Genomic DNA, 16,675 nt, shown 5'->3' on the forward strand with positions numbered 1-16,675 from the left:
TTATCTCCTTACCATTGTCTGATCATCTAACACTCTCCCCTTAATGTATATCTGACACAAATGAAAAGCAATACAAATTTTCTTTAAATTTTATCTTTTTGCAAAAATAAAAAATAGCCTGCTTTTAAGCAGGCTCAGATTGTTGACAAAGGGATAAAATGATCTTGATTTTAGCCCTTTGTCTACTTTCAGCGTGATAGAAAACCTTTGCAGTCTAGGAAGAACAGCTACTTTCGCGGAGCGAATTTGACATTCGTGAGCACCAGCGCACAGGAATGACACCGAATGCGAGGGTTTGTCTACACGCTGATAGCCTGCTTTTAAGCAGGCTATCTCCTCAATCTTCTTTTGCATTTAAAAGCAGCATACTAATGATGATCAGAATAAATGCAATGAGAGCTAAGAGTGGAATGGTGATAAAACCAAACCAGTTCAGATAATCAACGGAACAAGGAATACCGCTTAGACAAGGACGAATCGATGCAAAGCCTGGAATCTTTTGTTCCATATAATGATAGATGGAAAAGCAAGCACCAATCCCAGCCAAAGGGAGAACGTAGTACTTCACTTTGACATCACCACGGAATGTAGCAATTCCAAGTAAAAGCACAAGCGGATACATGAAAATGCGCTGAAACCAGCACATATCACATGGAATAAACTTCTTTACTTCGCTTAAATACAGGCTGCTCATCGTCGCCACAATTGAGACGATCCAAGCGCTGTATAAGTAAATCAGTTTATTTTTCATGATTTTTTCCCTTTCAGCTCTTGATCAATTAATTCTTTGATTTCATCATAGTCATAAAAGTTTTGGACTTGTTTATTGTTAATGAAAATAGTTGGTGTTGCATTTACTTTGTATTGATTCACCAGTTGATCATCTGTGTTCAGCTGTGGCTGATATGTTTTCTTTGATAGGTTATCTTTCAGCTTGTCCGTATCAATTTTCGTTGTCTTCTTCGCCAATTCGGTGAGCTTTGCTGGCGTTACCCATTCTGCTTCACTATCTGGTTGTGCGTTGTAGACCGCTTCATGAAATGCCCAGAAGTTTTTCGGATCTTCTTTCCACACTTCTTCAGAAGCCAGTGCTGCTAATACCGCACCGTCCCCATGAACAGGCAGTGGTAAGTTAATAAATGAGAAGGATACATCGCCATTATCTATGTAGTCTGCTTTCAATTTTGGGAAAATGTCTGTCTCAAATGATTTACATGATGGACATTTGTAGTCCCCAAACTCGACAACTTGCACTTTTGCCTTTTGATCTCCCATGACAGGCTGTCCTTTAATAGACGGCTTACTGTCGACTGTTTGTGCTTCTTGGCTGTTGTTGTTACCGATCACAACGAAAATACCGATGAGAAGAGCTGCAATGATGGTTAATATAACTGCAAACTTGATGGATGAAGATTGATTATTTTTTTTACTCACAAAAGCACCTACCTTATCTTTTTCATTCATTCCTTCACAAAGAAAAAGGATAACAGCTCAGGAAAATGCCATTATCCAACTTCTTCTATTTTAACAAGAGGGGGTCTATTATGAAAGACGCTATTCATGAATTTTTCCTTACAATTTTATTTCATGACCCTCATCGCATTTAAAACAGCCAGTACAGTGACACCAACATCCGAGAAGACGGCTTCCCACATCGTTGCAATACCGAATGCACCAAGTATGAGAAAGACGGCTTTCACCCCAAGAGCAAACGCAATATTCTGCCATACGATGGCTCTCGTTCTTTTAGCGACAGCAATAGCTTCCGCTACCTTCGATGGCTGATCTGTCATAATCACAATATCAGCCGCTTCAACTGCTGCATCTGAACCAAGTCCACCCATGGCAATACCTATATCCGCTCTTGCCAAAACCGGCGTATCGTTTATGCCATCACCAACAAACAATAATTTGTCTTGAGATGCTTTTTTCTCATACATGTCTTCGATTTTGGCGACTTTATCCTGTGGCAATAATTCAGTGTGAACTTCGTCAATGCCGATCTGCTGTGCGACTGCATTTCCTACTTGCGAAGCATCCCCTGTAAGCATCACGGTTTGAATGCCCGCAGCTTTTAGAGAAGATATCGCTTCAACTGCATCGTCCTTTACTTCATCTGCAATCAAGATCGATCCCGCAAACTCACCGTCTATTGCTAAATACACAACCGTTCCGCTTCGTTTTTCTTTTTCAAAAGCAATGCCCTCTCGTTCCATAAGGCGATGATTACCTGCCAATACATGAGCTCCGCGAATTGTCGCTTTGATCCCATGACCGGCAATATCCTCGTAAGATTCGATCTGGCTCTCATCAAGAGACGCTCCGTAAGCCGCCTTAATCGATTCTGCAATCGGATGCGAAGAATGCGCTTCTGCCAGCGCTGCAAAAGAAAGCAATTCCTCTTCTGACCATTTCTCATTCGCTGCTTCGATATGAGTGACTGTAAAGTTCCCTTTTGTCAAAGTACCTGTTTTATCAAACACCGCATAGCGGACAGAGTTCAAGGCTTCTAAGTAGTTACTGCCTTTCACTAAAATGCCTCGTTTTGATGCGGCACCAATCCCGCCAAAGAAACCTAATGGAATGGATACAACGAGAGCACATGGACACGAAATGACAAGAAAGACAAGTGCCCGGTACACCCAATCAGACAATTGAGCTGATGGGATGAGAAGCGGTGGTACAAAGGCAAGCAATAAAGCTAGCACGACCACAGCAGGTGTATAATATTTAGCGAACTTTGTGATAAAGTTTTCTGTCTGCGCTTTACGGCTGCTTGCATTTTCGACTAAATCCAAAATCTTCGTAACCGCTGACTCACTGAGCTCTTTTTGCACTTCAATTTCAAGAATGCCGTTTTGGTTCACAAATCCAGCAAGCACTTCTTTTCCTGCTTCCACATCTCTTGGAACAGACTCCCCAGTTAGTGCAGAGGTATCCACAAGAGAATAACCGTCTATCACGCGTCCATCCAAAGGAATTTTTTCACCTGGTTTAACGACAATACGGTCACCAGCTTTGACTTCTTCCGGCTTTACCTTTTTTGTTTCTTGCCCCACTTTGAGGTTTGCGTATTCTGGACGGATATTCATTAATTCGCTAATTGATTTTCTAGAGCGGTTCACAGCTGCCCCTTGGAACAGTTCACCAATTTGGTAAAACAGCATGACTGCCAGTGCCTCAGGATACTGCTGAATCACAAAAGCACCAACTGTAGCTATGGTCATTAAGAAGTTCTCATCAAATACTTGACCACGCACAATATTTTTCAGTGCTTTCAAGACAACATCTCCGCCAACTAGTAAATACGCGGCGAAAAACATGATGAACTTCAGTAAGCCATTGTCAGGTATAAAATAAGCCGCCGTTCCAATGACTGCACCACCAATTAATTTCAGTACAATCGTTTTTAAATTCTTTGTTCCATGATCGTGATCGTGGTGATGTCCTTCTTCTTTTGGTGATACACTCACATGAGGTTCAATGGACTGAACGGTTTTTTCAATACGCTTTGACATCGTTTCTTGTGCATCAGCATGTGTCACAGTTAATGTACCCGTCGCAAAATTAATTGAGCAGGCTTCCACTCCTTCGAGTTTGCTGACACCTGTTTCAATTTTACGTGCACAGTTTCCACAATCGAGACCGCTTAATACGTATTCATCCTTCATCTTTTTCATGTTCTCACCTTTTTCTATATAAGTAGCCTTCCCTGATTCAATCAAACCTATCAGCTGCTGTAGATATTATATATGAGCACATATTCATATATTGAATTACCCTTATTATATGAGGAGTTCTTACAAACTGTCAATCATTTATAAGCAAATGTTTGAGATTTTTCGTATTCAAGGATGTCACGTGAATTTTTCAATAATCCATGCTCATGTCCCCTCTTCGTTGCATAACATAAAAACGATCGCTTGATGGGAATATTCAGCATTTCTCTTTACAAAAGAAGGACATACGATTAGAATAAGATAAAAGTTTCCTTAAGGAAACAAATTAGCGTTAGAGAATCATTTCATCCTTTAGTCAAAATTATTAAATGTATGCATATATTTTTAGGAAACGCAATTGATGATCGAAAGGGGCCTTAAGAGATGTCATATGCTTTAACAATCGACCGCCTGTATGTCTCATACCACGGACAGGATGCACTAGAAAACGTCTCTCTTTCCATACAGGAAGGAACGATGACTGGAATCATTGGTCCAAATGGTGCTGGTAAATCGACTTTATTGAAAGCATGTTTGGATTTAATTGAAAAGGATCAAGGCGACATTCGTTTTTTTGAACAACCCTTTAAACAAGTGAGAAAACAGATCGCCTATGTACCGCAAAGAAATGATCTAGACTGGACGTTTCCTATCCATGTGCTGGATACCGTACTGCTTGGCACATACCCAAAGCTCGGACTAATCAAACGACCAAAAAAAGAAGACCGTGCCTATGCGTACCATTGCTTAGAAAAGGTCGGGATGCAGGACTTTGCCAAAAGACAGATTGGGGAATTATCCGGCGGTCAGCAGCAGCGTGTCTTCCTTGCGCGAGCACTCGCTCAAAACGCACAGCTCTTTTGTTTAGATGAACCATTTGTCGGAATTGATATGGCAAGTGAAGAAACGATGATCCGCATTTTGAAGGAATTACGAGATGAAGGAAAAACCATTCTGGTCGTCCACCATGACTTAAGTAAAGCCGATGATTACTTCAGCCATCTCGTTCTTCTAAATAAGAAGCTGGTCAAAGCAGGGCCTGTCCATGATATTCTTCGTCCTGAGGTCATGCTCCAAGCATACGAAACACAGCTGCCATTTTTAAAATCAGCAGGAGGATACGCGTAATGGAATTCTTAACCGGACTTTTTGAATATGCGTTTTTACAAAAAGCGTTATTTACATCCGTTATGGTAGGGATCATCTGCGGCGTCATTGGCTGCTTTATCATTTTACGGGGAATGGCTTTGATGGGAGATGCGATTTCACACGCTGTACTTCCAGGTGTCGCCATCTCTTATATGCTCGGCATTAACTTTTTCTTTGGTGCGGTTCTAACTGGTGTACTGACAGCCATCGGCATCGGATATGTCAGTCAAAACAGCCGTATTAAAAATGATTCTGCCATCGGGATCGTATTCACTGCTTTTTTTTCCATTGGGATCATTTTGATTACATTTTTAAAAAGTTCCAGCGATTTATATCATATCTTGTTTGGAAACGTACTAGCCGTTCGTTCATCTGATATGTGGATAACGCTTGGCATCGGCATTTTCATTTTACTGGCTGTCATTGTTTTCTACAAAGAACTGCTCATTAGTTCATTTGATCCAGTGATTTCTTCCGTTTACGGTTTACCAAATCGCATGATCCATTATTTCCTCATGACCTTATTAACCTTAGTGACCGTGGCATCCCTGCAAACTGTAGGTATTATTCTTGTTGTTGCAATGCTTATTACACCAGCTGCCACCGCTTATTTATTGACAGACCGGCTATGGATCATGATTTATTTATCTGCTTTTTTTGGAGCAGTTTCAGCCGTCGTAGGACTTGGGCTCAGCTTTACGTATAACTTGTCGTCTGGTGCTTCCATTGTGCTGGTCGCGACCATATTATTCGGCAGTGCCTTTATCTTTTCACCGAAACAAGGGATATTGTGGAGATCCTTAAAATCGAAGCGAAAACGAACACAGTTAAAAAAGGAAGCGTCTATGTAAAAGGAGGACATATATGAAGAAGGTATTAGCAATCCGTTTGACCGCAGTATGTATTGCCCTTTTGGTCATCGCAGGCTGTTCTACTCAGCAAAAAAGTTCCGGAAAAGATGACGGTAAATTAAAAGTTGTCACGACCTACTCCATTCTTTATGACATTGTGAAGGAAGTAGGAGGACAGCATGTCTCTATTCACAGCATTGTTCCCATTGGTACAGACCCACATGAATTTGACCCACTGCCAAAGGATGTTCAGTATACGACGGATGCAGACCTTGTTCTATCTAATGGCTTGAACCTTGAAACAGGGAATGGCTGGTTTCAAAAACTGCTTGAATCGAGCGGCAAGGACGGGGATGATGCACCAGTAGCCGAACTGAGTAAAGGTGTCAAAGTGAAGCATTTGTCTTCAAAAGGGCTTGAAAGCCAGCAGGACCCACACGCATGGCTGAATGTCGAGAATGGGATTCTTTATGCGCAAAATGCCAGAGATGCGCTCATTCAAGCAGATCCTGAGCATAAAGAGGATTACGAGAAAAATGCTGAAACCTATATCAAAAAGCTTCAAACGCTTCACGATGAAGCAAAAGACAAGTTTGATCAACTCCCAAAAGACAAAAAACTCCTTGTCACAAGCGAAGGGGCATTCAAATATTTTGCGGATGCGTATGGACTGAAAGCCGGCTACATTTGGGAGATCAACACAGAAAGTGAAGGAACACCTGGACAAATGAAGCGCATCATTCATTTTGTCAAAGACCATCAAGTTCCTGCCCTTTTTCTTGAAACAAGTGTAGATAAGCGCAGCCTTGAAAGCCTATCTGAGGAAACCGGAGTTCCGATTAAGGGGAAAGTATTTACGGATTCTATTGGCAAAGAAGGTGAAGATGGGGACAGCTACTATAAGATGATGAAATGGAATATTGACACCATTTATAAAGGACTGTCATCATAAGAAAAGACAGGTGGAGTAAATCCGCCTGTCTTTTTTGTCATCCTGCTATATTCTCCGGGTGTTTTTTCGGCCAAATGACGTAGCTGATGCTAATGATGAAATCAATGGTTAAGACCATCCCCCACACACTGACAAGCTGCATCAGAGATTCCGTTCGTTCTGGTGCTTGGATGAGATAGGTTAATCCATATAACAGCCCCGCTCCGATAACATAAGAGATGAAATGACGCGTCCAGCCCACCATTTCATACAAAGACCGCTCCTTCCCGTACTTTGGTTTCCCCTTTGGCTTAGGGCCTCCTGCAAAACGATAAGCAAACCGGGCATCCGCCCATTTCACCATTTGATGTCCAAAGGCCAGACTCACACCAATATAAACAGCCGCAAGCCCGTGAATGACGCTCGCCACAGCCCCTTGCTTTAAATCTATATAAGTAGCCGCAAGAAGGATGAGATCTAAAACCGGCGTACAGACAAGAAAGAAAGCACCCCATTTTTTCTGTTTAAACACATAACGCAGTGTTAAGCCCATAAGAATAAACAGCCAAAAACCAATTTCACATGCCACAATCAATAAACCGACCAATTTCCCCCACATCCTTTTTAACACGATTGTATTAAATAAAAAATAACACAACTGTGTTAAAAAAACAATAGCTGTGCTAAAATCAAGGTATGCCAAAAATCGTCGATCACCATAAACAAAAACAAAAGGTCGCTCAAGCTGCTATGAGAGTGATTAAACAAGAGGGATTGGAAAGCGCTTCTGTACGAAAAATAGCCGTTGAAGCTGGCATTTCAGCCGGCTCTATGCGTCATTATTTTTCCACACAGCAAGAATTATTTCTATTCTCCATGAACTTAATTCAGGAAAGAGTGAAGGAGCGAATTGCTAAGCTTCCATTAAACGGTTCAACAGAGGAAAATGTATTCACTTTATTGGAGCAGGTTCTTCCACTAGACGAAGAACGAATATTTGAAATGGAGGTGTGGCAGGCTTTTACAGTCAAAGCACTGACTGAACCAGATTTACAGCCGCTCAATGCAAAGATGTATGACGAGCTTTTTCAAACCGTTCAATTTTGCTTAATGAAATTGAAAGAGGATGAGCTACTGCTAGATCATATCGATCTTTTATTAGAAACTGAGCGGCTTTATGCGGTCATCAATGGGCTTGCATTGAATGGAATCGTACAGCCCCATCGTTTACCGCCTCAGCTCATGCGCTCCGTGCTGCAGATGCATCTTCAATCCATCACAAAAAAAGACATGCCCTCCTTATAGAGAGCATGTCTTTTTAATCTTCCATAAAAATTCGTTTCGCCTCGTAATAGAGCACCTGTACAAATTTCTTCACATTGATACGTGTGTGCTCTTCTCTTCCACTTGTCTCTTTTGTGAGTTCACTCATTTTCTTACGCACAATGGTAAAATCGAAAAATTTTGATGCATAGTTTTCAAAGGTTGGGTGTGAAAAATCGGTTAACCCGAGCGAGGCGATGTGTTTCAATGATTGGTTGATCGCACGTCTTACCCGCTGTTCCGCTGCTTTTGCTTCTCTTGCGATGTCGGCTGATGTAAAAGATTCGTTTAATTTATCCTCTGTGATGCCAGTGAAAATCACTTTTAATGAAGGAAAAGAGTCGTGCTGATCGGCATGTAACGCTAAATACTGATCTGTGAAAAGAATCATATCTAGTAAATCCTTAGACCCCTTTTCACCGACAATCCCAAGCTCCGCGAGCAAAAACTGACCTGCCTCTGCAAGACTTTTCCCGCGCTGCTTCGTTTTTGTCTGTCCGCGCTGCTGGAACTGCATGACCGATTTGAGCGAATGCTGAATATTTTCAATCGAGTGCTCTAAATGCAGCCGCTCAATCATGAGATGAAGCACACTTAAGACCTCTACTCGATTGATCGGCTTTGTCACATAATACTCGACACCGAGTGTATATGCCTGGCCGATGAGTTCCTTTGTTTCTACCTGTGACAGCATTAAATATTTCCCATGAAATTCATCCTTGATCGCTCGAATCGTCTCAAGACCGTCCCTTTCCGGCATCAGAAGATCAATACACAAGATATCAATATGCAAATCATTTAAGTAGCTCGCTGTTACTTCAGCACCATCCTCTGCTTCCCCTGCCACAATGCCAAGCTCTTCATCTTCAATGAGCTGTGCCAGTGAAGAACGAACAGCTTCATCATCATCAACAATAAAAAATCTCATCTCCCATTCCCCTCTTTTCTGCTGACTTGATCAATTGGTATCGTTAAAGTGAACATCGTTTGTTGATTTGGGATACTCTTCATTTCAACACTTCCGCCAAGCTTCTCGGCTGTGTCTTTCACATAGGAAAGACCGATGCCGCTTGATGGGTTCCCGGCTTGGTCGTATTTTAAAGTGAAGCCTGGTTTAAAGATCACATGATGGTTACGCTCTTTAATGCCTGGCCCGTTGTCACTGATTTGAAAAATCACATCATTTTCTTTCCGCAAAATGGATAGTGATACCTCTCCATTCACCGGAATGGCTTCAACGGCATTGGATACAATGTTATTTAATAAAGATAGAATGGTATACACATGATAAGCAGGGTGCTGTCCTTCTTCATCATAATGAAAAACGATGTGTTTTTTAAGAGATTCCGCGTAATTTTCATGGATACGAATTACAAGTCCAGCGATATGAGCAGGACTTGCATACTCCTGAAAGTTTTCCTCATGAATCAGTTTTGATAAGGCAGAAAAAATCCGCTGATTATCCTTTTTGATTTCGTGTACCTCACCTGCAATTTGCAGGGCTGTTTTTCCGAGTTTTTTCAAATCTAATGATTCCGTATCCTTTGCATGATGCAGAGACTGATACAATTGATATGAAGTAGCTGTAATGTGCTCAGCATGTGCAAGGGTTTTATAAAAATATGTAGATTCCGTATAAAGATTCGACAGCAGCATCAACAGGTGTTCCTTTTCCTTCTTCATTTGGCGCTCTCTCGCCTGTTCTTCGTATAATCGAATCATCGTATAACAAGCCAATACGAAAAAGCTTCTGAAAATCGCCAATACAAATAGTTGAAACAGCGTTCTCACTGTTAAAATTTCATCAATGGCTCCCCTGAGTGCAATCATTTCGACTACACTTGCACATAGTTCCATGATGATCCCTGTCGCCCCAATGAGCCAAGGCTTATCACGGAAACGTCTGACCTGTAATACATAAAAAAGCGTGCCATAGACGACGTAATACAGCAGGGAAGGAAATCTTAAAGAAACGGCCTCTTCCAGCGCTAAGTGGCCTGACACAGCGGTATCAAGAAGCACCCGGAATGCAAACACTGATCCCCCCGCAATGATGCCGCTTGCCCATGCCGGGAATTTTTTCATTTGAAGCAGGATAAAGAAAAAGACAACGGTTCCAAAGCTGACCCGAAAGCTATCCTCAAATGGATAAAATTTCAGCTCTCCCCCAATCGGAGTCAGAACAATGAGCATGATAATTAAATAAGGCTCTGTATTCAACCATTTTTTCAGTAGATTCAAACGCAGTCACATCCCTAATAATTGACGATAGTATACTATGTGAGCTTCAGAAAAACAAACAGTCCATGAAAAAACGCACACCGGACATTTGTCGGTGTGCGCTTCTCATGATGCCGCTTAATCTTCTAAACGATCCTTTTCTAAAAGTGATGCACCAGCAATACCTGGTTTCGTCATTTCAAAAGGATTTAAGATGACATCAAGCTCTTCCTCTGATAACACATCATTTTGTAGACAAAGCTCACGTACAGATACGCCTGTAAGAATCGCTTCTCTCGCAATTCGTGCAGCAGCTTCATAACCAATATGCGGATTGACCGCCGTCATGACACCAGCACTCTTTTCTACATATTCTTTTAATCTAGATTCATCTGCTTTTAGGTCGCGCAAGCAGTTATCGACAAAGGATTCAAATACATTTTTCATCATGCTAAGAGACTGTAGTAAGTTGAATATTAAAACTGGCTCCATGACGTTCAGTTCAAGCTGACCAGCCTCTGATGCAAGGCAGATCGTGTGGTCATTTCCAATGACTTGGAATGCCACTTGGTTCATGACCTCAGGCATCACTGGGTTGACTTTCCCTGGCATGATAGATGAACCTGGCTGTCTCGGCGGCAAGTGCAGCTCACCAAAGCCTGCTCTAGGACCTGAAGCCATCAAACGAATATCGTTTGCCATTTTGGACATATTCATCATACATACTTTCAGTGCAGCTGATACTTCTGTATAAGCATCTGTATTTTGCGTAGCATCGACCAAATCTTCTGCTCCAACTAACGGCAATCCGCTAATGTCAGCTAGATAACCAACTACCTGGCGAATATATTTTGGATCAGCATTCAGTCCTGTTCCAACTGCTGTTGCGCCCATATTGACTTCATATAAATGCTGTCTAGACTGCTTGATTCGTTTAATATCACGAGCAAGAACCTTTGCATATGCACTAAACTCTTGACCAAGTCTGATTGGAACAGCGTCCTGAAGATGCGTACGTCCCATTTTGATGACATGATCGAATTCTTGCGCTTTTTCTGTCATGACTTGATGCATGTTTTCCATCGTATAAAGTAGTTTTTCAATCATATTCAATGTTGAAATATGAATCGCTGTTGGGAAAACGTCGTTTGTTGACTGCGACATGTTCACATGCGTGTTTGGACTTAGCTCAGTATAAGCGCCTTTTTCCTTTCCTAGTAGTTCAAGCGCTCTGTTTGCAATGACTTCATTGGCATTCATATTCATTGAAGTGCCAGCCCCGCCTTGAATTGGATCGACAATAAATTGATTGTTCCATTTTCCTTCAATAACCTCATCTGCGGCTTGAACAATTTTTTCTCCAAGACCAGCATATAGTCGCTTTGTATCCATATTTGCAAGTGCGGCTGCCTTTTTGACAATCCCTAATGCTTTGATGAGTTCCTCATGAACATGGTAGCCAGTAATTGGAAAGTTCTCTACTGCACGTAATGTTTGAATTCCATAATACGCTTGAGTGTCTACTTCCTTTTCACCTAGAAAGTCTCGTTCGATACGAACTTGCTTGTCCTGTAGCTTCGTCATTTGAAAAGATCTCCTTTTACGCTGCTTTTGTTTGTTGTTTTAATTCCTCAATATACTTCTTCGATTTCTCTTGATCAAACACTTTTTCCCACTTAGACATGACAATGGCTGCAAGTGAGTTACCAAATACGTTAACAGTTGTACGAACCATGTCAAGGATACGGTCGATCCCAACGATGAAGGCAAGTCCTTCAAGTGGAAGTCCCATTGCTCCAAGTGTTGTGATCACAACAACGATCGATGCACCTGGTACACCAGCCATTCCTTTTGATGTGAGCATTAAGATTAATAGTAACGTAATTTGCTCATAGATGGAAAGAGGCATGCCGTACATTTGTGCAACAAATATGGCGGCAATGGATTGATAGATGGCACTTCCATCTAAGTTAAAGGTATAGCCTGTTGGGATAACGAACGACGTGATCGCTTTCGGGCAGCCGAACTTCTCCATTTTATCCATTAGTCTAGGCAATACAGCTTCTGAACTTGCTGTTGAGAATGCAAGAATGATTTCTTCTTTTAACACTCTAAATAGTGTAAAGACGCTTGTTCCAGCTAATTTTGCGATAATGCCAAGTACGACAATAACGAAGAATGCCATTGTGCCGTAAACGACAAGTACCAGTTTACCTAGCGGGAGAAGCGCTCCGACCCCGAATTTGATCACCGTCACACTGATGAGCGCGAATACACCAAATGGTGCAAACTTCATCACTTTATTGGTCACCCAGAACATCGCTTCGAGGATGCCCTCAAAAAATCCTAACACTGGTTTTCCTTTGTCTCCAACTGCTGCAATTCCTAATCCGAATAACACTGTAAAGAAGATTGTTGGTAATAGATCACCTTCTGCAATGGATTGGAACACGTTTGTTGGCACAAGATGCACAATCGTTTCTGAGAAACTTGCTTTTTCGGAAGAAGCTTTTGATGTCTCTTCATATTTAGAGATATCGCCTTTCTCCATGTTACTCATATCAATTCCTGTACCAGGATGGAAAACGTTTGCTGCAAGCAGTCCAACTGCTAATGCAATCGTTGTCACAATTTCGAAGTAAAGAATCGTTTTCCCACCGAGTCTTCCGATGGTTTTCATATCGCCTACACCAGCAACGGCTACAATCAATGCAGCAATAACAATTGGAAGAACGATCATTTTAATTAAGTGGATGAATATATCGCCAATCGGCGTTAACACATTAATAACGGTTTCATTTTGATAAAATAGTGCTCCTACGACAACACCCAAAACAAGTGCGATGAGTATTTGAGAAGCTAACCCTAACTTTTTCATACGTGGACCCCCTTTTTTTTGATAACGCTTTCTTTGTTGCCTAATCGCATCTTAACGATGAACCTACAAAAAACGACAAAAAGGAACAAAAAGAAGTGAATTTTTTATGAAAAATCTTTTAAAAGGTGGCTTTTTCCACAAAATTGTTAAAAAAAGACTTCGCTTTTGGCGAAGTCTCAGGTTGTTGAGAAAGAGCTAAAATGAACTTTATTTTAGCTCTTTGTGATAGAAATCCATTGAATTCTAGAAAGGACGAGCACCGAAGCGCAGGACTTACACCGAATGCGAGGACTTCGCTTCTGATGAAGTCTCATGTTGCATATGATCAGCTGGCGGCTCTTGAAGAGGAGAAAGTTCGACATAAATCGCATAGCCTATCAGTACAAAAGCTACATAAATCACAGCACTCAACGTCCACACCCATTTGACATTCAGCTTCATTTTGCCACACCCTCTCTGACAGGTTTCAATCGCTGTAATCTTAGTGCGTTCAGCACAACCGATACAGAACTAAAGGCCATTGCCGCTCCTGCAAGCCATGGTGCCAGGAACCCAAATGCGGCGACTGGTATGCCAATACAATTGTAAGCAAGTGCCCAAAATAGATTCTGTTTAATGTTTCTCATCGTTTTTCTGCTAAATTCAAGTGCATCTGCAATGGCATGGAGATCTCCAGTCATGAGCGTAATATCTGCCGCTTCCATGGCAACATCTGTACCTGTTCCGACAGCCATCCCGATATTTGCTGTTGCAAGGGCAGGGGCATCATTGATGCCGTCTCCAACCATCGCCACTTTTTTTCCTTGTTTCTGAAGCGCTGCAATATGAGCCGCTTTTTCCTCTGGAAGAACTTCAGCAATGACATGATCTATGCCTGCCTCACTCGCAATCGCTTCTGCTGTGCGTTTGTTATCTCCTGTCATCATCACGACGTGAATCCCTTGCTCTTTGAGACGAGCGACCGCTTGAGAAGAAGACGATTTGATTGTATCAGCAACGGCGACAATACCTGCTGGCTCGCCGTCAATGGCAATGAGCATCGCCGTTTTTCCTTGTTCTTCAAGCTCAGTCACAACTGCTTCTAGTGCTTCGCAGCTGATATGATGTTTCTTTAGGAGTTTCCGTGTGCCAATCAAAAGCTCATGTCCTGCAGCTCTTGCTTCAATTCCATGACCAGGATCTGCTTGAAAGGCTTCTACCTCGACCGCTTGGAGACCCCGGTTCTTCATGCCTTCTGTGATTGCTCTGGCAAGTGGATGCTCTGACTGCTGTTCTGCCGATCCTGCTAACTGAAGCAGCGTATCTTCTGTCCAATTGGCAGACGCAATCACATCTGTAAGACTCGGCTCCCCTTTTGTCACAGTCCCTGTTTTATCTAGCACTACTGTATCTAGTGATTGCGTTATCTCTAAATGCTCTCCGCCTTTAAACAGAATCCCTGATTCAGCTGCCCGGCCGCTGCCTGCCATAATAGAGGTCGGTGTAGCAAGGCCAAGCGCACAAGGACATGCGATGACGATGACTGCTATAAAGGTTTCAAGGGCTGCTGTCACATTTCCTGGATCAACAAAGATATACCAAATCAAAAAAGTGAGCACAGCCAATCCTACAACAATGGGGACAAATATCCCTGAAATTTGATCTGCCATTCTTTGAATTGGTGCTTTTGAGCCTTGCGCTTGTTCGACGACTCGAATGATTTGTGAAAGAGCCGTTTCTTTTCCTACTTTTGTTGCTTTCACTTTCACAAATCCATTTTTATTGATGGTTGCCCCGATGACTGTATCTCCTGTGGTTTTATCAACTGGCAGACTTTCTCCTGTAATCATCGATTCGTCGATCGCTGTTGTTCCTTCGATGATTTCTCCGTCTACCGGGACTTTTTCACCTGGCTTGACGAACACAAGATCATTCACTTTCACCTCAGAAATAGGAACGGTCATTTCTTTCCCATCTCGCTCTATCACAGCTTCTTTCGCTTGTAAGCCCATCAGTTTTTGAATCGCTTCTGATGATCTCCCTTTCGCTCTTGCTTCCATTAACTTTCCGAGCACAATCAACGTAATCAGCACAGCGCTCGTTTCATAATAGAGGGCCGCTTCATGTGTGCCTTGAACCGCTGATTGAATACTTTCATATAAACTATAGAAAAAAGCAGCCGATGTCCCTAGTGCCACAAGGACATCCATATTGGCACTTTTATTTTTCAACGCTTTATAAGCACCTACATAAAAAGGCCAGCCGACAATGAACTGGACGGGCGCTGCTAATGCGAGCTGAACCCATGGATTCATAAACGCTTCTGGCAACCAAATAAACGATGTGAAAGAAAAATGACTGACCATTGCCCAAAGAAGAGGCAATGACAAAATCATCGAGAACAAAAAGCGTGCCGTTTGTTTCTCAATCGCTACTTGGCGATGGTCTTTTTTCCCTTCCTCTGCATGCTCTTCGGCTGGTTCGGTTAATGAATACCCAATGGATTTCACAGCCTCTTTTATGTCACTTGGAGATATTTTCCCTGGATGATATGTCACCTGAAGTGACTCAAGCGCAAAGTTCACTGATCCTTGATCAATACCATCCATCCGGTTGACTTTTTTCTCAATTCGGTTTGCACAAGCCGCACATGTCATCCCCTCTATATCAAATTCGGCTTGCTCCATCACCACATCATAGCCAAGAGATTGAATTTTTTGTTTTAGATCCTCTGCTGTGAGTTGTTCTGTTTCATACACAATGTGGGATGTTTCAAGCGCAAAGTTCACACTGGCGTCGTCCACACCTTCCAACCTGTTCAAGCCCTTTTCAATGCGGCCTGCACAGGCGGCGCAAGTCATTCCCGTAATTTGAAAATCAATTTCTTTTTTCATTTATCTCACCTCTCCACATACTCCATGGGGGTATTGTTATTTTTAAAAAAATACGTGCTGTCTTATGCAGCACGTATGCTCATTTTATACGACATCATATCCCTGTTCTTCAATGACATCAGAGATCTGGTGTAACGTGATTTGATCTGGGTGAAAGGAAACCTCCACCTGACCCTTATCTAAATGGACTTTCACAGATTCAACACCTGCTAATTCTCCTACATTTCCTTCGACTGCTTTCACACAATGTCCACAAGACATGCCTTGCACTTGTAGTGTTGCTTGTTCCACTTCTCATCGCCTCCATCAATCATTTTCTATTTTTACTATACCCTAGTAGGGTATCATTGTAAACATAAATGATCCGCTTTTTGCTACGATTTTGTCAGCTTCGTGAAGACATTCATTAACTCCTCAATGGCTTCATCCCCATTACCGCTCTTAATGGCATCCGCTACGCAGTGATGTGTATGCTTTTCCATTAATTGAAGACTCACTTTTTTTAAAGCTGCATTGACAGCAGAAATTTGATTCACGACATCTATGCAGTAACGATCGTTTTCAATCATTTGCTGAATCCCTCGCACTTGACCTTCCACTCGTTTTAAGCGATTGATTAATTGCTCTTTTTCCTTCTCAGCTCTAGGCGAAGCGATATGTCTTTCCTCTTGTTCTGTCATCTGATCACCTTTTTTCTATCATACTTGTGTTACATTCAATTAAAGCATATC

16 protein-coding genes are annotated in these 16,675 nt (G+C 42.0%); 4 read left to right on the top strand and 12 right to left on the bottom strand.

Going from position 1 to position 16,675, the window contains the following annotated elements; all coding sequences use genetic code 11:
• Positions 1 to 337: 337 nt before the first annotated feature.
• The 3 genes from NSQ17_RS16030 to NSQ17_RS16040 all read right to left on the bottom strand — a co-directional run bounded on the left by NSQ17_RS16030 (position 338) and on the right by NSQ17_RS16040 (position 3,680).
• Positions 338 to 751, bottom strand: a complete 414-nt coding sequence (locus NSQ17_RS16030; RefSeq protein ID WP_007500241.1) for a disulfide oxidoreductase — start codon at positions 749 to 751, stop codon at positions 338 to 340.
• A complete protein-coding gene (locus NSQ17_RS16035) occupies positions 748 to 1,464 on the bottom strand; it encodes a DsbA family protein (RefSeq protein ID WP_008347618.1) in 717 nt (238 codons plus the stop codon). Before NSQ17_RS16035 ends, NSQ17_RS16030 begins: the two co-directional genes overlap by 4 nt.
• A gap of 116 nt (positions 1,465 to 1,580) precedes the next feature.
• Complete coding sequence (locus tag NSQ17_RS16040; RefSeq protein WP_039168260.1) at positions 1,581 to 3,680, bottom strand: heavy metal translocating P-type ATPase; 2,100 nt, start codon at positions 3,678 to 3,680, stop codon at positions 1,581 to 1,583.
• Between the two features lie 423 nt (positions 3,681 to 4,103).
• Here NSQ17_RS16040 and NSQ17_RS16045 point away from each other — a divergent pair, with 423 nt between their 5' ends.
• From NSQ17_RS16045 to NSQ17_RS16055, 3 genes are read left to right on the top strand one after another with little or no spacing between them, the layout of a single operon-like run.
• A complete protein-coding gene (locus NSQ17_RS16045) occupies positions 4,104 to 4,847 on the top strand; it encodes a metal ABC transporter ATP-binding protein (RefSeq protein WP_342467597.1) in 744 nt (247 codons plus the stop codon).
• Positions 4,838 to 5,719 (top strand): metal ABC transporter permease, encoded by an 882-nt coding sequence (locus tag NSQ17_RS16050; RefSeq protein ID WP_342468111.1) that lies wholly within the window; start codon positions 4,838 to 4,840, stop codon positions 5,717 to 5,719. The genes NSQ17_RS16045 and NSQ17_RS16050 overlap by 10 nt, the downstream gene beginning before the upstream one ends.
• Positions 5,720 to 5,732: 13 nt before the next feature.
• The gene (locus NSQ17_RS16055; protein WP_024719816.1) at positions 5,733 to 6,671 is read left to right on the top strand and encodes a metal ABC transporter substrate-binding protein; all 939 of its coding nucleotides are present in this window, start codon (positions 5,733 to 5,735) and stop codon (positions 6,669 to 6,671) included.
• 37 nt (positions 6,672 to 6,708) lie between these two features.
• Here the strand turns inward: NSQ17_RS16055 and NSQ17_RS16060 are convergent, their stop codons facing one another.
• Complete coding sequence (locus NSQ17_RS16060) at positions 6,709 to 7,257, bottom strand: hypothetical protein (protein WP_017368056.1); 549 nt, start codon at positions 7,255 to 7,257, stop codon at positions 6,709 to 6,711.
• Between the two features lie 89 nt (positions 7,258 to 7,346).
• Between NSQ17_RS16060 and NSQ17_RS16065 the strand changes: the two genes are divergently transcribed.
• Positions 7,347 to 7,955, top strand: coding sequence for a TetR/AcrR family transcriptional regulator (locus tag NSQ17_RS16065; protein WP_041507770.1), 609 nt, complete (start codon positions 7,347 to 7,349; stop codon positions 7,953 to 7,955).
• A gap of 13 nt (positions 7,956 to 7,968) precedes the next feature.
• Here the strand turns inward: NSQ17_RS16065 and NSQ17_RS16070 are convergent, their stop codons facing one another.
• The 8 genes from NSQ17_RS16070 to NSQ17_RS16105 form a co-directional block, all read right to left on the bottom strand.
• Positions 7,969 to 8,901, bottom strand: a complete 933-nt coding sequence (locus NSQ17_RS16070; RefSeq protein ID WP_144679179.1) for a response regulator — start codon at positions 8,899 to 8,901, stop codon at positions 7,969 to 7,971.
• Positions 8,898 to 10,214 carry a sensor histidine kinase gene (locus NSQ17_RS16075; RefSeq protein WP_144679178.1) on the bottom strand — a complete coding sequence of 439 codons (1,317 nt, stop codon included), beginning with the start codon at positions 10,212 to 10,214 and terminating at the stop codon, positions 8,898 to 8,900. The genes NSQ17_RS16070 and NSQ17_RS16075 overlap by 4 nt, the downstream gene beginning before the upstream one ends.
• 117 nt (positions 10,215 to 10,331) lie before the next feature.
• A complete protein-coding gene (gene aspA / locus NSQ17_RS16080) occupies positions 10,332 to 11,777 on the bottom strand; it encodes an aspartate ammonia-lyase (protein WP_035701391.1) in 1,446 nt (481 codons plus the stop codon).
• 16 nt (positions 11,778 to 11,793) lie between these two features.
• On the bottom strand, positions 11,794 to 13,071 hold the full coding sequence (locus NSQ17_RS16085; RefSeq protein WP_045034049.1) for a cation:dicarboxylase symporter family transporter: 1,278 nt from the start codon (positions 13,069 to 13,071) through the stop codon (positions 11,794 to 11,796).
• 273 nt (positions 13,072 to 13,344) lie between these two features.
• On the bottom strand, positions 13,345 to 13,512 hold the full coding sequence (locus NSQ17_RS16090; RefSeq protein WP_188092732.1) for a hypothetical protein: 168 nt from the start codon (positions 13,510 to 13,512) through the stop codon (positions 13,345 to 13,347).
• Positions 13,509 to 15,944 carry a heavy metal translocating P-type ATPase gene (locus tag NSQ17_RS16095; protein ID WP_135009682.1) on the bottom strand — a complete coding sequence of 812 codons (2,436 nt, stop codon included), beginning with the start codon at positions 15,942 to 15,944 and terminating at the stop codon, positions 13,509 to 13,511. Before NSQ17_RS16095 ends, NSQ17_RS16090 begins: the two co-directional genes overlap by 4 nt.
• Before the next feature lie 84 nt (positions 15,945 to 16,028).
• Positions 16,029 to 16,235 carry a copper chaperone CopZ gene (copZ, locus tag NSQ17_RS16100; RefSeq protein WP_017368060.1) on the bottom strand — a complete coding sequence of 69 codons (207 nt, stop codon included), beginning with the start codon at positions 16,233 to 16,235 and terminating at the stop codon, positions 16,029 to 16,031.
• Between the two features lie 83 nt (positions 16,236 to 16,318).
• Positions 16,319 to 16,624, bottom strand: a complete 306-nt coding sequence (locus tag NSQ17_RS16105) for a metal-sensing transcriptional repressor (RefSeq protein ID WP_008347647.1) — start codon at positions 16,622 to 16,624, stop codon at positions 16,319 to 16,321.
• Positions 16,625 to 16,675: the final 51 nt, after the last annotated feature.

This window comes from Bacillus sp. FSL W8-0629, from assembly GCF_038593225.1.
In the GTDB taxonomy this organism is placed as follows: domain Bacteria; phylum Bacillota; class Bacilli; order Bacillales; family Bacillaceae; genus Bacillus; species Bacillus altitudinis.